Source organism: Acidovorax kalamii, assembly GCF_002245625.1.
Classification (GTDB): domain Bacteria; phylum Pseudomonadota; class Gammaproteobacteria; order Burkholderiales; family Burkholderiaceae_C; genus Acidovorax; species Acidovorax kalamii.
Genome location: NZ_NOIG01000011.1, coordinates 184,523 through 198,691 on the forward strand (window position 1 = coordinate 184,523; position 14,169 = coordinate 198,691).

Genomic DNA, 14,169 nt, shown 5'->3' on the forward strand with positions numbered 1-14,169 from the left:
TCGCCTGCCGCGGCCGCCGCAGGCCTTGTTTATCCCGATCATCTGGAGCTTTCACCGCATGAACACCGTCCGCTTGGGTCAGAGTGACCTGCTTGTCACCCCCATTTGCCTGGGCACCATGACCTTCGGCGAGCAGGTCAACGAAGCCGATTCCCACGCCATCCTGAGCCGGTCGCTTGAGCGCGGCGTGAACTTCATCGACACGGCAGAGATGTATTCCGTGCCTGCCAAGGCCGAAACCTTCGGCGCTACCGAAACCATCATCGGCAACTGGTTTGCCAGGAACCCGGGCGCGCGCCAGAAGCTGGTGGTGGCCACCAAGGTGGCCGGCCCATCGCGCGGCATGCCATGGGTGCGCGAGGGCAAGGGCATGACGGCGGCCGACATCGTAGCATCGTGCGAAGGCAGCCTGCGCCGCCTGCAGACCGATGTGATCGACCTCTACCAGATCCACTGGCCCGAGCGCCATGTGCCCGCGTTCGGCAACCTGTACTACGACCCTGCCAAGGAAACCTCGCAAACCCCCATCCGCGAACAGCTCGAAGCGCTGGCCGGGCTGGTGAAGGCGGGCAAGGTGCGCTACATCGGCCTGTCGAACGAAACCCCCTATGGCGTGCACGAGTTCGTGCGCCTGGCCGAACAGCACGGTCTGCCGCGTGTGGCCACGGTGCAGAACCCGTACTGCCTGATCAACCGCACCTGGGAAAACGGCATGGACGAAACCTGCCACCGCCTGGATGTGTCGTTGCTGGCGTACTCGCCCCTGGGCTTTGGCCTGCTGACGGGCAAGTACGACGAAAGCGGCGCCACCGGCCCGAACGCCCCCCAAGGCGCGCGCATTGCCACCTATGAATCGGTGCGCAAGCAGCGCTGGGGCCGCCCCGAGGCGCTGGCTGCCTCGCGCCGCTACAACGCGCTGGCCCGCGCAAATGGCCTCACGCCCACGCAGATGGCGCTGGCGTTCTGCTACACCAAATGGCAGGTGGCCAGCACCATCATCGGCGTGACGTCGGTGGCGCAGCTGGAGGAAGACCTGAATGCCTGGGGCACCACGCTGTCGCCCGACGTGCTGAAGGAAATCGACGCGATCCGCTGGGAGCTGCGCGACCCAGCGCTGTGACCCGGGCAGGGCATGGCCCTGTGAATCCGCAAGACCAAAAAAGGGGCCGTGCAGGCCCCTTTGTTTTCTTGCGAATCTGTGCGCGCTGCGGTCAGGCAGTTGCCTCCTGCCGAGTCGTGCGCCCTTCAATCCATGGCGTCCCTTGCGGCTCACCAAGGTCCCAGAACAGCCCCGCCATCACCGCCAGCCCTTCGCGCGCCACGGGCGCCAGCAAATGCTCGTTGGGCGCATGCTGGGCGCAGGCGGGGTACGAGTGCGGCACCCACAGCGTGGGCAGGCCCAGCTGGTCGGCAAAGATGTCGTTGGGCAGCGAGCCTGCCAGGTTGGGCAGCAGCGTGGCGGGCTGGCCTGCGCTGGCCTGCAGTGAGGCCATCGTCCAGTCCACCCAGGGGTTGTGCAGATCGAGCCGCGTGGCGCCGCAGTGCATGCCCATGGTGATCTCGACCTGGCTGAAACCGTGTGCGTCCAGGTGCTCGCGCAGCGTGGCTTGCACGTTCTGCCAATCGGTGCCCACCACAAAACGCAGCTGGCAGTGCGCCACCGCCTGCGATGGGATGGCGTTGATGGGCCGCTGCGCGTTGCCCGCGCCCAGCGCCAGCACCTCCAGCGTGTTCCAGCCCACCAGTTGTTCAGCCGGTGTCAAGCCAGGCTCGCCCCAGCCGGGTGTGAGCGCCGGGGCGTCGGCATCGGCACCGATCACCACATCCTTGAGCGCCGTGCGCAGCTTGTCGGGCACCGCAGGCGGCAGCAGGCCTTTGACGAGGATGCGGCCCTTCGCGTCCACCAGTGTGGCCAGCGCGTGGGTGAGCGCCGTGGCGGGGTTGGCCAACACGCCGCCCCAGTTGCCCGAGTGGTAGGCCTTGTCGCGGCTGCGCACGGTGAGCGCAAAGTTGATCGCACCGCGCGATCCCAGGAAGAGGGTGGGGTGGCTCGCGTTCACACGGGGGCCGTCGCTGGCCACAAACAGGTCAGCCCGCAGTGCATCGCGGTGCGCTTCGCAGAAGGTAGCCAGGCCGGGCGAGCCTGCTTCTTCGCCCATCTCCATGAGCAGCGTCACGTTGTAGCCTAGGCGGCCGCCCCGGGCCTCGATGGTGTGGGCGAGTGCGGCCAGGCTCACGGTGTGCTGGCCCTTGTTGTCCGCCGTGCCCCGGCCGTACCAGCGCTCGCCTTCGATGGTCAGCTCCCATGGAGAAAGGCCCTCGCGCCATTGCGCGTCCTGCCCGTTGACCACGTCACCATGGCCGTAGGTGAGCACGGTGGGCAGGGCGGGGTCTTCCACGCGTCGGGCCACCAAAAAGGGGCCGCCTTGGGGTGAGGGGTTGTCGAGCACCTGGCACTCAAAACCCAGGGGCGTGAGCCAGGGCACCATTTCGTCGGTGAGGTAGGCGCGCAGTTCGGGCGGCACCTTGCCGGTGTCGCTTTCGGTGCGCCAAGCCACACGGCGGCGCAGGTCGGTGGCAAAGCGGCCATCGTCAAAGTAGCGCTGGACGTTGTCGATCAGTTGTTGGCGGGTCATGGTGCGGGTCCTGTTCTGGTGCTCTTCAATCCACCACGATCTTGGCGCGGTGGGCCAGTGCGCGGTAGCGGCCAATTTCGTTGTCCATGGCCGCGTGCATGGCTTTCGGGCCCACAAACACGGGCTCCATGCCCTGGGCGCGGATCTGCTCCTGCAGGTGGGGATCACGCATCGCAGCTTCCACTTCCTTGATCAGCTTGTTCACGATGGGTGCGGGCGTGCGTGCGGGCGCGGCCACGGCATACCAGCCGTCAAAGGCGGCATCCGGCAGCTTTTGCTCTGTCACGGTAGGCACAGAGGGCAGGGCGCGCGCACGCTCGTTGCCCGCAATTGCCAGCGCCCGCAGCTTGCCGGATCGCACATGGGGTGCGGCGCTGGCCACGGTGTCGATGGCCATCTGGATCTCGCCGCCAATCAGGCCCATCATGGCCTGCGCGCTGCCCCGGTAGGGCACGTCCTGCAGGCGCACGTCAGCCGCCTGCTCCAGCAGGGCACCGACCAGGTGCGGGGCCGACCCCGAGCCGAACGTGGCGTAGTTGATGGTTTTGGGCGCTGCCTTCGCCGCAGCAATCAGCGCGGCCAGGTCTTTGTAGGGCGCATTGGCGTTGACCACGATCACCAGCGGCGCGCGCGCCACGATGGCCACAGGGGCCAGGTCCTTCAGCGGGTCATATGGCAGCTTGTGGCGCAGCGCGGCGTTCACGGTGTAGCTGGTGGAGCCCGACACCAGCAGGGTGTAGCCATCGGGCTCGGCCTTGACCACGGTCTCGGTGCCGATGATGGTGGAGGCACCGGGCTTGTTGTCGGTGACCACCGGCTGGCCCAGGCGCGCAGACAGCTTCTGGCCCAGTGCGCGGGCCACGGCATCGGTGCCGCCGCCGGGCGGAAAGGGCACCACCACACGCAAGGGGCGCTGGGGCCAGGCATCCAATGGCGCGGTGGTCTGGGCAAATGACAGGCTACTGCCGCTGGCGAGGGCGACCAGGGCTGCGGAGAGCAACGAGGCTCGAACAAGGTGTTTCATGCGGACTCCGGTGGGAAGCGCCCTGGCACCAACGGGTGCGGCGGGGCATGGGTGAATTGGAGCCTCAAGCCATGCAAGATGGATGCTGGTTTACCATTGCTTTGAATAGAGATTTGGCAATTGACCATTGCCTTTTTGTGATTGGATACGCCGTGACCGCCTCATTGCTCAGCCTGCCTCTGCGCTACTTTCTGGAGGTGGCGCGCACCGGTTCCGTCAACCAGGCGGCGCAACGCCTGCATGTGGCGGCGTCGGCCGTGAGCCGCCAGCTGGGCAAGCTGGAAGACAGCCTGGGCGTGGTCCTGTTCGAGCGCCAGGCCCGGGGCATGGCTCTGACCGACGCGGGCACCCGGCTGCTGGCCCATGCCAGTGCGCACGATGCGCAGGCGCTGGAGCTGGTGGATCAACTGCAGGATTTGTCGGCCCAAGCCGCCTTGCGGGTACGGCTGGCCTGCACCGAAGGGTTTGCGGCAGCCTTCATGCCGCTGGTGATGGCGGGGTTTCGGCAGGCGCACCCGCAGGTGCAACTGCAGTTGCAGGTGGCGGTGCCGCAGGAGGTGTCGGCCCTGGTGCTGCGGGGCGAGGTCGATCTGGCGCTGAAGTACAGCACAGCGCCCGAAAAGGGCCTGCAGGTGTTGCACTCGGCGATTGCCCCTATTTATGCCGTCATGCCCGCGCAGCATCCGCTGGCCCGCCAGCGCAGCGTGACCGTGGCCGACGTGGTGCGCTACCCGCTGCTGCTGGGCGCGGCCAACACCACGGGGCGGCAGCTGTTTGACCTGAGCTGTGCGGTGCAGGGGCTGCGCTACGTGCCTGCCGTGGAGAGCAATTTCTCGTCGGCCCTGCTGCCGCTGCTCAGCGGGCAGGACGTGGTGCTGGCCAGCTACCTCACGGCGGCGCGCTGGGTGGAGGCGGGCCTGCTGGCGGCCCGGCCGTTTGACGAAGCCCAGTTGCAGCAGCGGCGCCTGCAAGTGCTGGCGGCCGAGGGGCGGGTGCCATCCGTCCTGGTGCAGCAGTTCACCAAAGCGCTGGTGGTCGCCATCGAGGAGTACGGCAAGCGCAAGGTAGGGCGACGCCGCAAGGCCGCCACAGCGCCTGCCCCGGTGTTCTGACACATCGCCGCAGGTCCCCACACGCTCACATTTGGATACGGATACCATCGGTGCCCTGTCCGCACCACACCATGGCCAAGAAAGAACACGTTTCCGAGACCCAAGCCACCCAGTTGCTCAAGGCGAACAAGGTGGCTTTCACCGAACACCCGTATGAGTACCTGGAGCACGGCGGCGCGATGCACAGCGCCGAGGTGCTGGGGCTGGACCCGTTCACCGTGGTCAAGACCATCGTCATGCAGGACCAGGACGCCAAGCCGCTCTTGGTGCTGATGCACGGCAACCGCAAGGTGTCCACCAAAAACCTCGCGCGCCAGATTGGTGCCAAGTCGGTCGAGCCCTGCGCGCCCGAGGTGGCCAACCGGCACAGCGGCTACCTGGTGGGCGGCACGTCACCCTTTGGCACGCGGCGCACCATGCCGGTTTACATTGAAGAAACCATCCTCGCGCTGCCCCGCATTGCCATCAACGGCGGACGCCGAGGTTTTCTGGTGCAGCTGGACCCGCAGGTGTGTGTGCAGCTGCTGGGTGCCAAACCCGTGCAATGTGCGCTGGCAGAATAGGCCGCCGCGCGATACAGCCCGTCAGCAGGCTGACCATTTGATTTCCAAGGAGTTGCTTTGACCGCCGTTTATCCCGTTCTTGCCGCTGTGGCTGCCTACCTGCTGGGCTCGCTGTCGTTTGCCGTCATCGTGACGCGGGTCATGGGCCTCTCCGACCCGCGCACTTACGGCAGCAAGAACCCCGGCGCTACCAATGTGCTGCGTTCGGGTTCCAAGGCAGCCGCCATCATCACGCTGCTGCTGGATGCCGTGAAGGGCTGGCTGCCCGTGGCGCTGGTGATGTGGTTTGGCCACCCTTACGGCCTGGAAGACGGCACCGTGGCCCTGGTGGGGCTGGCGGCATTTCTGGGGCACCTCTGGCCGGTGTTCTTCCGCTTCGAGGGCGGCAAGGGCGTGGCCACGGCGCTGGGCGTGCTGGTGGGCGTCAGTGGCTGGCTCGGCCTGGCCACGGCACTCACCTGGGTCATCATCGCCTTTTTCTTTCGCTATTCGTCGCTGGCTTCGCTGGTGGCCGCTGTGTTTGCGCCGGTGTACTACCTGCTGGTGGACGGCGTGGTCTGGTATGCCGAAGGCACGATTGCCGCTTCGATGGTGGTGATGGCGCTGTTGCTGGCCTGGCGGCACAAGGAGAACATCCAGCGGCTGGTGGCAGGCAAGGAGTCGCGCCTGGGCGGCAAGAAGGACAAGCCGGGTGCCGAGGCGGGCGCGCCGTCTGGCAAGGCGCACAAGTAGCGCGAAAGATGCTCCCAATCTCCCGGGCGCCTTGCAGGCCGGGTGATAGGAGGGGGCTCAGAGCGCCCCAGGCCCCGTGACCAGCCCCCGCAGCCCGGCGCTGTGCTGGGCGGCATACAAACCCAGCCGCACCATGGTGCGATGGTTGAGTTCCAGGCTCACCGCCGAGCGCGCCAGGGCCGACTGGATGCGTGGTTTGCCCGAGGCGGTCTGGTACAGGCTGGGCTGGGCGTGGTGGCTGCCGCTGCGGTCGAGCAGGCTGGCCACCAGGGGGTGGTTGGCCTTGTCGCTGCGACGCAGCACGATGGCTGTGTCGCCGTTGTCCAGTTTCACAAAAGTGCCGGGCGGGCACAGCCCGATGGAGCGGACCAGGGTGTAACTCACCTCGTCGCGCTGGTCCACTTCCTGCCCCACGATGGCGCGCACCGAGTCGGTGGCGCTTCGGCCCGCACGTGACTTGCGCGGGCTGATCATGGCCGCATAGCGGTCGATGGTGCCCAGGATGCGTGTGAGCCGGTCTTCCGGGTCCTGGTTGGCCAGAGGCACCCGCTCGGCAATGCTGGCGTGGTGTTGCCCCACCACATCCAGCCAGAGCGCATCGCTGATGAACAGGCGCTCCAGCAGCAGCATGCTTTCTTCCGGGTGGCTCTTGATGGCTTCCTGCTGCGCGGCGGTAGGCCGCTCGCGCTGCTCGGCCAGTTCGTCCTGCAGCGCGGTCATGCCGATGTTCATGGTCAGCGCGGCGCGCACCAGGCTGTCCCGCTCCCGCTGGGGCAGCTTGAGTTCAAGCGCCATGATGTGGCACAGCGTGCCGCACACCAGCGCGTGGGATGCGCTGTAGCCCACGGTGGACGTGGACGCAAGCTGGAACATCAGATACAGCGCCGCATCAATGTCGTGCGCCACCAGGTCTTGCAGCCAGGTGTCGAACTGCCGCACCTTGCCGGGGAAATCCTGCACCTGCAGCGGCCGCGCTAGCAACACCGACAGCGCCGATTCCAGGTCGGACCAGAGGCTCAGAAGATCCTCGTACTCGCCCTCGGAATGCGGGTGGCTGATGGCGGGGTGGGCGGACATGGCGGGTCAGTTGCGTTTTTCGAGCACCATCTGGTCGTTGCTGCGCGTCATCTGGAATTCGTTCAGAAAACTGTTGCCCAGCAGCACATAGGGCATGGGCTGGGAGGTGATGATGGCCTCCACCCCAAACACTTCCACGTCGCCAACGCGCACCGAGTCAAGCTTCATGCGCCAGCCTTGTGCGATACCGTTGGCAGTACTCATGCGCACGGGCTGGCCGCTCTGGTAGTTCAGCCCCATCCGGTCAGCATCAGGGCGGCCAATGGCGACGGTGGTGGCACCGGTATCGACCATGTACTGCATCACCTTGCCATTGATGGTGCCGCTGTTCACAAAATGCCCCCGGCTGTCGGCGGTCAGCACAAGGCGCCTGCCGCTGGCGCCGCTGCGGCCCCCCACGCGCACCGGGGCTTCGCCCAGCCGCAGGATGCGCCGCTCGCCCTTGACCTCGACGGTGGCTTCTTCCTTGAGCACCGCGATGACCTTGACCCCCTGGAATTCATCCCCGGCGCCCACCGCACGCGGCGGGTGGGCATCCACCACCAGCAAGGCCTTGCTGCCCAGCATGCCGGCCAGCGCCACTGACTGCGCATGCACCGCTCCGGCGGTGGCCAGCAGAAGCCCGCCAAGGGCCACCATGGCGGTGGGCAGCAGGTGTACGGGCTTGGTCATGGTGTGGGTGATCAAAGTGGGTGTATCTTGCCGGGCGCAAGGCTCAGTCGCGGAAGTTGTCGAACGACAGCGGCACGTCGGTCACGTCCTTGCGGATCAGCGCCATGGCGGCTTGCAGATCGTCGCGCTTGGCGCCCGTCACGCGCACCTTGTCTTCCTGGATGGCGCCTTGCACCTTGAGCTTGCTCTCCTTGAGCAGCTTCTGGATCTTCTTGGCCAGCTCGCTCTCGATGCCGTTGCGCACCTTGATGACCTGCTTGACCTTGTCGCCGCCCATTTTCTGGACATCGCCCATGTCGAGGAAGCGCACGTCCACGCTGCGCTTGGTGAGCTTGTTGCGCAGCACGTCCTCGATCTGGGTGAGCTGGAAGTCGGCATCGCCGATCAGGGTGATGTCCTTGTCCTTGATCTCGATGCTGGCCGAGGTGCCCTTGAAGTCGAAGCGGGTGGCGATTTCCTTGGCGGTGTTCTCCACGGCGTTTTTCACTTCAACCAGGTTGGCTTCGCAGACGGTGTCAAAAGATGGCATGGTGGTTCTCAATCTCGGGGAAACAGGGGGCAAATCGCAGCCCTTCCAAAGGGCGAATGCGACAATCGGGCCAATGGTAGTCGAGAAAAACGTCCCTTTGCAGCCCTGCAACACCTTCGGCATTGCTGCACGCGCGCAGACGCTGGTGCGCGTGCATTCCACCGCCGATGTGCGGGCCGTGCTGGCCGACCCGGAGCTGGCGGCCGCGCCCAAGTTTGTGCTGGGCGGGGGCAGCAACATCATCCTGACCGGCGATGTGAAGCCCGTGGTGCTCAAGATGGAGATCAAGGGTCTGCGCCTGGTGGAAGAAACCCCCAAGGCGTGGATCGTGGAGGCGGGCGCTGGCGAGGTCTGGCACGACTGCGTGGCCTGGACGCTGGCGCAGGGCTTCCCGGGGCTGGAGAACCTGGCCCTGATCCCCGGCACCGTGGGCGCATCGCCCGTACAGAACATCGGCGCCTATGGCGTGGAGCTGCAGGACCGCTTTGAATCCCTGGACGCCATCGACCTGGCCACGGGCCACACCTTCACGCTGGACGCCGCGCAGTGCGGTTTTGGCTACCGGGACTCGGTGTTCAAGCACGCGCCTTCGGACATGCCCGGTGCGGACGGGTTGCCCCGGGGCATGGGTCTGGAAGGGCGTGCTGTGATCACCCATGTGCGTTTTCGCCTGCCCAAACCCTGGAAGCCGGTGCTGGGCTATCTGGACCTGGAGCGCCGCATGGCGGAAGAGAGCGTGCTGCAGCCCACGGCCCAGCAGATCTTCGACTGGATCTGCGACATCCGCCGCGCCAAGCTGCCCGACCCGGCTGTGGTGGGCAACGCAGGCAGCTTCTTCAAGAACCCCACGGTCTCGCCCGACCAGTGCGCCGACATCATCGCGCGCGAGCCGCGCATCGTGCACTACCCCATGCCCGACGGCAGCATCAAGCTGGCGGCGGGCTGGCTGATTGATGCTTGTGGCTGGAAGGGCAAGTCCATCGGCAAGGCCGGTGTGTACGAGAAGCAGGCCCTGGTGCTGGTGAACCGGGGGCAGGGCGCCGACAGCGTGACGGGCGGCGAGGTGATGACGCTGGCCAAGGCCATCCAGACCAGCGTGTACGAGCGCTTCGGCATCCGGCTGGAGCCGGAGCCGGTGGTGGTGTAGGCTCCGCAAGCCTCTGCCAGATCGTCTTCAAATCCCGGCAGACCCCAGCAGCACCGCACGGGCAAAAGAAAAGCCACCGTCTCCGGTGGCTTTGCTCATTTTTTGATAGCTGCTAGCGCATGGTGGTCGCGCGCAAGAGCCATTTTTTGCCACTATTTCGAGTGGCAAAGTCTCGCAAAACTCACTTGCGGTCGTTTTCCAGCTGCGCCAGGGCGGCATTGCCACCCAGCGACAGCAGGCCCGCGCGCGCATACACGCCCAGCTTGTCGCGCGTGTCCGAGATGTCCAGGTTGCGCATCGTCAGCTGGCCAATGCGGTCCAGCGGGCTGAACGGCGCGTCTTCCACCTTTTCCATCGACAGGCGCTCGGGCGCGTAGGTCAGGTTGGGCGACTCGGTGTTGAGCAGCGAGTAGTCGTTGCCACGGCGCAGTTCCAGCGTCACGGTGCCGGTCACGGCGCGGGCCACCCAGCGCTGGGCGGTTTCGCGCAGCATGATGGCCTGGGGGTCGAACCAGCGGCCCTGGTACAGCAGGCGGCCGAGCTTCAGGCCGTTGAGGCGATACTGCTCGATGGTGTCCTCGTTGTGGATGCCGGTGACCAGGCGTTCGTAGGCGATGTGCAGCAGTGCGAGGCCCGGGGCTTCATAGATGCCGCGGCTCTTGGCTTCGATGATGCGGTTTTCGATCTGGTCGCTCATGCCCAGGCCGTGGCGGCCCCCGATGCGGTTGGCTTCCAGGATCAGCTCGACCGGGTCGTTGAACTCCTTGCCGTTCAGCGCCACGGGCTGGCCTTCGTTGAAGGTCACGGAGACTTCCTCGGCCTTCACTTCCACCTCAGGCTTCCAGAAAGCCACGCCCATGATGGGGTTGACGATGCGGATGCCGCTGTTCAGAAACTCCAGGTCCTTGGCCTCGTGCGTGGCGCCCAGCATGTTGCTGTCGGTGCTGTAGGCCTTCTCGGCGCTCATCTTGTAGCCAAATCCGGCTGCCGTCATGAAGGCCGACATTTCGGCGCGGCCACCCAGCTCGTCGATGAACCGCTGGTCCAGCCAGGGTTTGTAGATCTTGAGGGATGGGTTGGTCAGCAGGCCGTAGCGATAGAAGCGCTCAATGTCGTTGCCCTTGAAGGTCGAGCCGTCGCCCCAGATGTTGACGTCGTCTTCCTTCATGGCTGCCACCAGCATGGTGCCGGTCACGGCGCGGCCCAGGGGCGTGGTGTTGAAGTAGGTCAGGCCGCCGGTGCTGATGTGGAAAGCGCCTGCCTGCAGGGCCGCAATGCCTTCGTGGGCCAGTTGGGTTCGGCAGTCCACCAGGCGGGCTTTTTCTGCGCCGTATTCCATCGCCTTCTTGGGGATGGCGTCGTAGTCGGGCTCGTCGGGTTGGCCCAGGTTGGCGGTGTAGGCGTAGGGCATGGCGCCCTTAAGCTTCATCCAGTGCAGGGCTGCGCTGGTATCGAGGCCGCCCGAAAAGGCGATGCCGACTTTTTGCCCCAGGGGCAGGTTTTGGAGAATGGTGGCCATGTGCGGGGTCCGTTGCGGTGTGGGGTGCGATCAGCCGAAGTGGCAGATGTAGTGGTAGGCCTCGGTCACGCGGATGTCGAACTTCGAGTTGCCGGGCACGCTGAATTTTTCGCCTGCGGACGACGTCACCCAGGTGTCGGTGCTGGCCAGCTTGTATTCGCAGGAGCCTGCGACGCATTCCATGATCTCGGGCGCACCGGTGTTGAAGGTGAGCGTTGCGGGCAGCACTACGCCCACCGACTTCTTCGTGCCATCGGGGAAGGTGATGCCGTGGCTCACGCACTTGCCGTCAAAGTACACATTGGCCTGGGTGGTGACGGACACGCCGTCGATTTTTTCGGTGGTCATGGATAGCGCAGGATGGGGTTGGAGGAAACCCGCGATTTTAGGGCAGGGGTGGCGCGGCCCTGGTGGCCTGGCCCAACGAAACCTGCACCAGGGTCCGGGGCGCCAAAAAAAAGAGCCCCGAAGGGCTCCATTTTTTGGTGGCGAATACTCAGGGTCTGGAGTTTGGGGCCCCAGGCGCCCGCTCAGCGCCAGTACGGGTTGCGGTGGTGCGGGTAGTACGGCCGGTCGTAGCCATACTCAATCACCGTCACGGGCGGCGTCACATAGGTGGGCTGCTGGTAGACCGGCTGCACCGGGTAGGTGGATGTGACCACGCCGGGTTGGCTGTACACGCCTTGCTGGGCGTAGGGGTCAGGCTGGGTGGAATAGGTCTGGCCCGTGGGCTGCACGCTCAGCGGAATCCAGCGGCCGGGGTCGTTCTGGGTGCGTGTGGTGTACTGCCTGCCTGCGTACTCGTACACCACGTTGTAGCCCACGGTGCGGTTTTCGTAGTAGGTCTCGGTGGTGCAGCGCTGCACGTTCTGGTACTGGGGCTGGCCGCCTTCGATCTGATTGCCCAGCACGGCCCCGCCGATCACGCCGATGGCAGTGGCGGCTGCACGGCCACTGCCCTTGCCGATGGCATTGCCTGCAGCACCGCCCGCAATGGCGCCCATCACGGCGCCAGCGCCGCTGGTGCGATTGCCGCTGTACACGGTTTCATTGCCGCACACCTGCTGGGGGATGCCCACTTGCTGCACGATGGGCGTGGCGGACAGCACTCGGCCCTGTTCCTGGGCGCTTGCCAGGGAGGCGACAGCAGCCATCGCGGAAAAAATGACGATCTTTTTCATGGAGAAACTCCTTTCGGGTCGGTACATAACGCGCCGAACACAAGAAAAGTTTAGGCCCGTGACGTCAATTCGGGCCCTGGCAGCCGTAAATCTGCGTAAAGATTTGTGCGATTTTCCCGCGTTGGCGGGCAAATGTCAGCCGGTCATTCAGTCGGTATGTCCCTGCAGGTTCGTCAGCCTTTGGGCGCTGCGTCGCGCCAAGCCTGCCACTGATCGGGCACAAAGCCCACGGATACCTGGGTATGGCCCGCGTTGTGCCATTTGACCACCGGCCGCTTGATCACGCTGGGCTGGTCGTGCATCAGAGCGCTGGCGCTGGCGTCGTCCGTGACCGCCGCCTGGGTGCCTGCATCCAGCTTGCGCCAGGTGGTGCCCTGGCGGTTGACGAGCTTCTGCCAGCCCACGGCGCTCAGCCAGCCGGGCAACTGGGCAGTGGGCACGCCTTGTTTCTTGAAGTCGTGGAACTGGTAGTCCAGCCCTTGTTCGGTGAACCAGGCGCGGGATTTTTTGACGGTATCGCAGTTGGGAATGCCGTAGAGGGTGATGCGGGCGTTGGTCATGCCGCGCATCATCCTCGAAAACGCCGTGGGGAATGGGGCTCGGCGACAATCCCGGGCAGTATGCAAACCAAACCCCACACTCTGGAAGGCTGGCTGCGCCATTGCGAGCAGCTGCACCCCCACAACATCGACATGGGCCTGGACCGGGTCAGCGTGGTGGCACGCCGCATGGCGCTGCGTTTTGAATGCCCGGTGATCACGGTGGCGGGCACCAATGGCAAGGGCTCCACCTGCGCCATGCTGGAGGCCGTGGCCCAGCAGGCGGGCTACCGTACGGGGGTGTACACATCGCCCCATTTGGTGCATTTTGAGGAGCGTTGCCGTGTGCATGGCGAAAGTGTGTCTGCTTCTGATTTGGTAGCGCACTTCGAAGCTGTGGAGCGCGCAAGGGTCCAAAATGGCGATGAAGTATCGCTGACCTACTTCGAGTTCACCACCCTGGCCATCCTGCGGCTGATGAGCCACGCGCGGCTGGATGTCGCGATCCTGGAGGTGGGCCTGGGGGGACGGCTGGATGCGACCAACATCATCGATGCCGACTGCGCCGTGATCACCAGCATCGACATCGACCACACCGAGTTTTTGGGGCCTGACCGCGAAAGCATTGGCCGCGAGAAGGCGGGCATCATGCGCACCGGCCGTCCAGTGATCGTGAGCGACCCCATGGCCCCGCAGAGCGTGGTGGACCATGCCCGCGAGATCGGGGCGGACCTGTGGAGCTTCGGGCGCGATTTCAATTTTTCGGGCGACAAGCAGCAGTGGAGCTGGGCGGGGCGGGGGCGGCGCTATGCCGGGCTGGCCTATCCCTCCCTGCGGGGCGCCAACCAGCTGGTCAATGCCTCGGGCGTGCTGGCTGCGCTGGAGGCCCTGCGCGACCGCCTCCCGGTGACTGCGCAGGCCGTGCGCAATGGTCTGGCCCTGGTGGAGTTGCCCGGCCGATTCCAGATCGTGCCCGGCCAGCCGACCCTGGTGCTGGACGTGGCGCACAACCCCCATTCGGTGGCGGCCCTCACGGCCAATCTGGATGCCATGGGGTTCTTCCCCACCACGCACGCCGTTTTTGGTGCCATGGCCGACAAGGATCTGGGGCCCATGCTGGCCAAGGTGGGGCCTCTGGTGGACCGCTGGTACTTCACCAACCTGCCCACTCCGCGCGCAGAGACGGCGGCCACGCTGCAGCAGAAGTGGAATGCCGTGCAGATGGTGGCTGGTGGCCGCCGGGATGTGACATCGAGCGTGCATGCGGACCCCATGCAGGCCCTGGCGGCTGCGGTGGCTGCGGCAGACCCCGCTGATAGAATCGTGGTCTTTGGCTCGTTTTATACGGTGGGCGGTGTGCTGATCAACGGAACACCTCGCCTGCAGGCCAAACATCTGGGCCAATAGGGCAGGTTCTGAGGTCCGCACGAGTCGTTAC

Annotated in this window: 15 protein-coding genes; 6 read left to right on the forward strand and 9 right to left on the reverse strand. The window is 65.5% G+C overall.

The window, feature by feature from the left end; all coding sequences use genetic code 11:
- Positions 1–58 precede the first annotated feature (58 nt).
- A complete protein-coding gene (locus CBY09_RS17660; RefSeq protein ID WP_094291218.1) occupies positions 59–1,120 on the forward strand; it encodes an aldo/keto reductase in 1,062 nt (353 codons plus the stop codon).
- 91 nt (positions 1,121–1,211) lie between these two features.
- On the opposite strand, the gene CBY09_RS17665 is transcribed toward CBY09_RS17660, so the two are convergent.
- Both CBY09_RS17665 and CBY09_RS17670 read right to left on the reverse strand, forming a co-directional pair.
- Positions 1,212–2,636, reverse strand: coding sequence for a M20 family metallopeptidase (locus CBY09_RS17665; protein WP_094290891.1), 1,425 nt, complete (start codon positions 2,634–2,636; stop codon positions 1,212–1,214).
- A 25-nt stretch (positions 2,637–2,661) separates the two neighbouring features.
- Positions 2,662–3,660: a Bug family tripartite tricarboxylate transporter substrate binding protein gene (locus tag CBY09_RS17670; RefSeq protein ID WP_094290892.1), complete on the reverse strand. Its 999-nt coding sequence runs from the start codon at positions 3,658–3,660 to the stop codon at positions 2,662–2,664.
- Between the two features lie 152 nt (positions 3,661–3,812).
- Between CBY09_RS17670 and CBY09_RS17675 the strand changes: the two genes are divergently transcribed.
- The 3 genes from CBY09_RS17675 (at position 3,813) to plsY (ending at position 6,067) form a co-directional block, all read left to right on the forward strand.
- Positions 3,813–4,772 carry a LysR family transcriptional regulator gene (locus CBY09_RS17675; protein WP_094290893.1) on the forward strand — a complete coding sequence of 320 codons (960 nt, stop codon included), beginning with the start codon at positions 3,813–3,815 and terminating at the stop codon, positions 4,770–4,772.
- Between the two features lie 71 nt (positions 4,773–4,843).
- Positions 4,844–5,335, forward strand: coding sequence for an aminoacyl-tRNA deacylase (locus CBY09_RS17680; protein WP_094290894.1), 492 nt, complete (start codon positions 4,844–4,846; stop codon positions 5,333–5,335).
- Between the two features lie 57 nt (positions 5,336–5,392).
- Entirely contained in the window at positions 5,393–6,067 is a 675-nt protein-coding gene (gene plsY / locus CBY09_RS17685) for a glycerol-3-phosphate 1-O-acyltransferase PlsY (RefSeq protein WP_094290895.1), read from the forward strand.
- 57 nt (positions 6,068–6,124) lie between these two features.
- Here the strand turns inward: plsY and CBY09_RS17690 are convergent, their stop codons facing one another.
- From CBY09_RS17690 to CBY09_RS17700, 3 genes are read right to left on the reverse strand one after another with little or no spacing between them, the layout of a single operon-like run.
- Positions 6,125–7,144 (reverse strand): HD-GYP domain-containing protein, encoded by a 1,020-nt coding sequence (locus CBY09_RS17690; RefSeq protein ID WP_094290896.1) that lies wholly within the window; start codon positions 7,142–7,144, stop codon positions 6,125–6,127.
- Between the two features lie 6 nt (positions 7,145–7,150).
- Positions 7,151–7,816, reverse strand: a complete 666-nt coding sequence (locus tag CBY09_RS17695) for a retropepsin-like aspartic protease family protein (RefSeq protein ID WP_205734163.1) — start codon at positions 7,814–7,816, stop codon at positions 7,151–7,153.
- A 43-nt stretch (positions 7,817–7,859) separates the two neighbouring features.
- Complete coding sequence (locus tag CBY09_RS17700) at positions 7,860–8,345, reverse strand: YajQ family cyclic di-GMP-binding protein (RefSeq protein WP_056063745.1); 486 nt, start codon at positions 8,343–8,345, stop codon at positions 7,860–7,862.
- A 73-nt stretch (positions 8,346–8,418) separates the two neighbouring features.
- On the opposite strand from CBY09_RS17700, the gene murB reads away from it, so the two are divergent.
- Positions 8,419–9,492, forward strand: a complete 1,074-nt coding sequence (murB, locus tag CBY09_RS17705; RefSeq protein ID WP_094290897.1) for a UDP-N-acetylmuramate dehydrogenase — start codon at positions 8,419–8,421, stop codon at positions 9,490–9,492.
- Positions 9,493–9,673: 181 nt separating this feature from the next.
- Here murB and argG read toward each other — a convergent pair whose 3' ends face one another.
- From argG to CBY09_RS17725, 4 genes are all read right to left on the reverse strand, one after another.
- Positions 9,674–11,011 (reverse strand): argininosuccinate synthase, encoded by a 1,338-nt coding sequence (gene argG, locus CBY09_RS17710; protein WP_094290898.1) that lies wholly within the window; start codon positions 11,009–11,011, stop codon positions 9,674–9,676.
- A gap of 30 nt (positions 11,012–11,041) precedes the next feature.
- Positions 11,042–11,359: a pyrimidine/purine nucleoside phosphorylase gene (gene ppnP, locus CBY09_RS17715; protein WP_094290899.1), complete on the reverse strand. Its 318-nt coding sequence runs from the start codon at positions 11,357–11,359 to the stop codon at positions 11,042–11,044.
- A gap of 182 nt (positions 11,360–11,541) precedes the next feature.
- On the reverse strand, positions 11,542–12,192 hold the full coding sequence (locus tag CBY09_RS17720; protein WP_094290900.1) for a glycine zipper 2TM domain-containing protein: 651 nt from the start codon (positions 12,190–12,192) through the stop codon (positions 11,542–11,544).
- A 173-nt stretch (positions 12,193–12,365) separates the two neighbouring features.
- Entirely contained in the window at positions 12,366–12,752 is a 387-nt protein-coding gene (locus CBY09_RS17725; protein WP_094291220.1) for an ArsC family reductase, read from the reverse strand.
- A 60-nt stretch (positions 12,753–12,812) separates the two neighbouring features.
- On the opposite strand from CBY09_RS17725, the gene folC reads away from it, so the two are divergent.
- Positions 12,813–14,138, forward strand: a complete 1,326-nt coding sequence (gene folC / locus CBY09_RS17730; protein WP_094290901.1) for a bifunctional tetrahydrofolate synthase/dihydrofolate synthase — start codon at positions 12,813–12,815, stop codon at positions 14,136–14,138.
- The last annotated feature ends 31 nt before the right edge of the window (positions 14,139–14,169 follow it).

What these genes read in the sequence shown, in the direction of transcription:
- CBY09_RS17660 (WP_094291218.1), top strand. Translation starts at nt 59, where the DNA reads ATGAACACCGTCCGCTTGGGTCAGAGTGACCTGCTTGTCACCCCCATT.
- CBY09_RS17665 (WP_094290891.1), bottom strand. Translation starts at nt 2,636, where the DNA reads ATGACCCGCCAACAACTGATCGACAACGTCCAGCGCTACTTTGACGAT.
- CBY09_RS17670 (WP_094290892.1), bottom strand. Translation starts at nt 3,660, where the DNA reads ATGAAACACCTTGTTCGAGCCTCGTTGCTCTCCGCAGCCCTGGTCGCC.
- CBY09_RS17680 (WP_094290894.1), top strand. Translation starts at nt 4,844, where the DNA reads ATGGCCAAGAAAGAACACGTTTCCGAGACCCAAGCCACCCAGTTGCTC.
- CBY09_RS17690 (WP_094290896.1), bottom strand. Translation starts at nt 7,144, where the DNA reads ATGTCCGCCCACCCCGCCATCAGCCACCCGCATTCCGAGGGCGAGTAC.
- CBY09_RS17695 (WP_205734163.1), bottom strand. Translation starts at nt 7,816, where the DNA reads ATGACCAAGCCCGTACACCTGCTGCCCACCGCCATGGTGGCCCTTGGC.
- CBY09_RS17700 (WP_056063745.1), bottom strand. Translation starts at nt 8,345, where the DNA reads ATGCCATCTTTTGACACCGTCTGCGAAGCCAACCTGGTTGAAGTGAAA.
- murB (WP_094290897.1), top strand. Translation starts at nt 8,419, where the DNA reads ATGGTAGTCGAGAAAAACGTCCCTTTGCAGCCCTGCAACACCTTCGGC.
- argG (WP_094290898.1), bottom strand. Translation starts at nt 11,011, where the DNA reads ATGGCCACCATTCTCCAAAACCTGCCCCTGGGGCAAAAAGTCGGCATC.
- ppnP (WP_094290899.1), bottom strand. Translation starts at nt 11,359, where the DNA reads ATGACCACCGAAAAAATCGACGGCGTGTCCGTCACCACCCAGGCCAAT.
- CBY09_RS17720 (WP_094290900.1), bottom strand. Translation starts at nt 12,192, where the DNA reads ATGAAAAAGATCGTCATTTTTTCCGCGATGGCTGCTGTCGCCTCCCTG.
- CBY09_RS17725 (WP_094291220.1), bottom strand. Translation starts at nt 12,752, where the DNA reads ATGACCAACGCCCGCATCACCCTCTACGGCATTCCCAACTGCGATACC.
- folC (WP_094290901.1), top strand. Translation starts at nt 12,813, where the DNA reads ATGCAAACCAAACCCCACACTCTGGAAGGCTGGCTGCGCCATTGCGAG.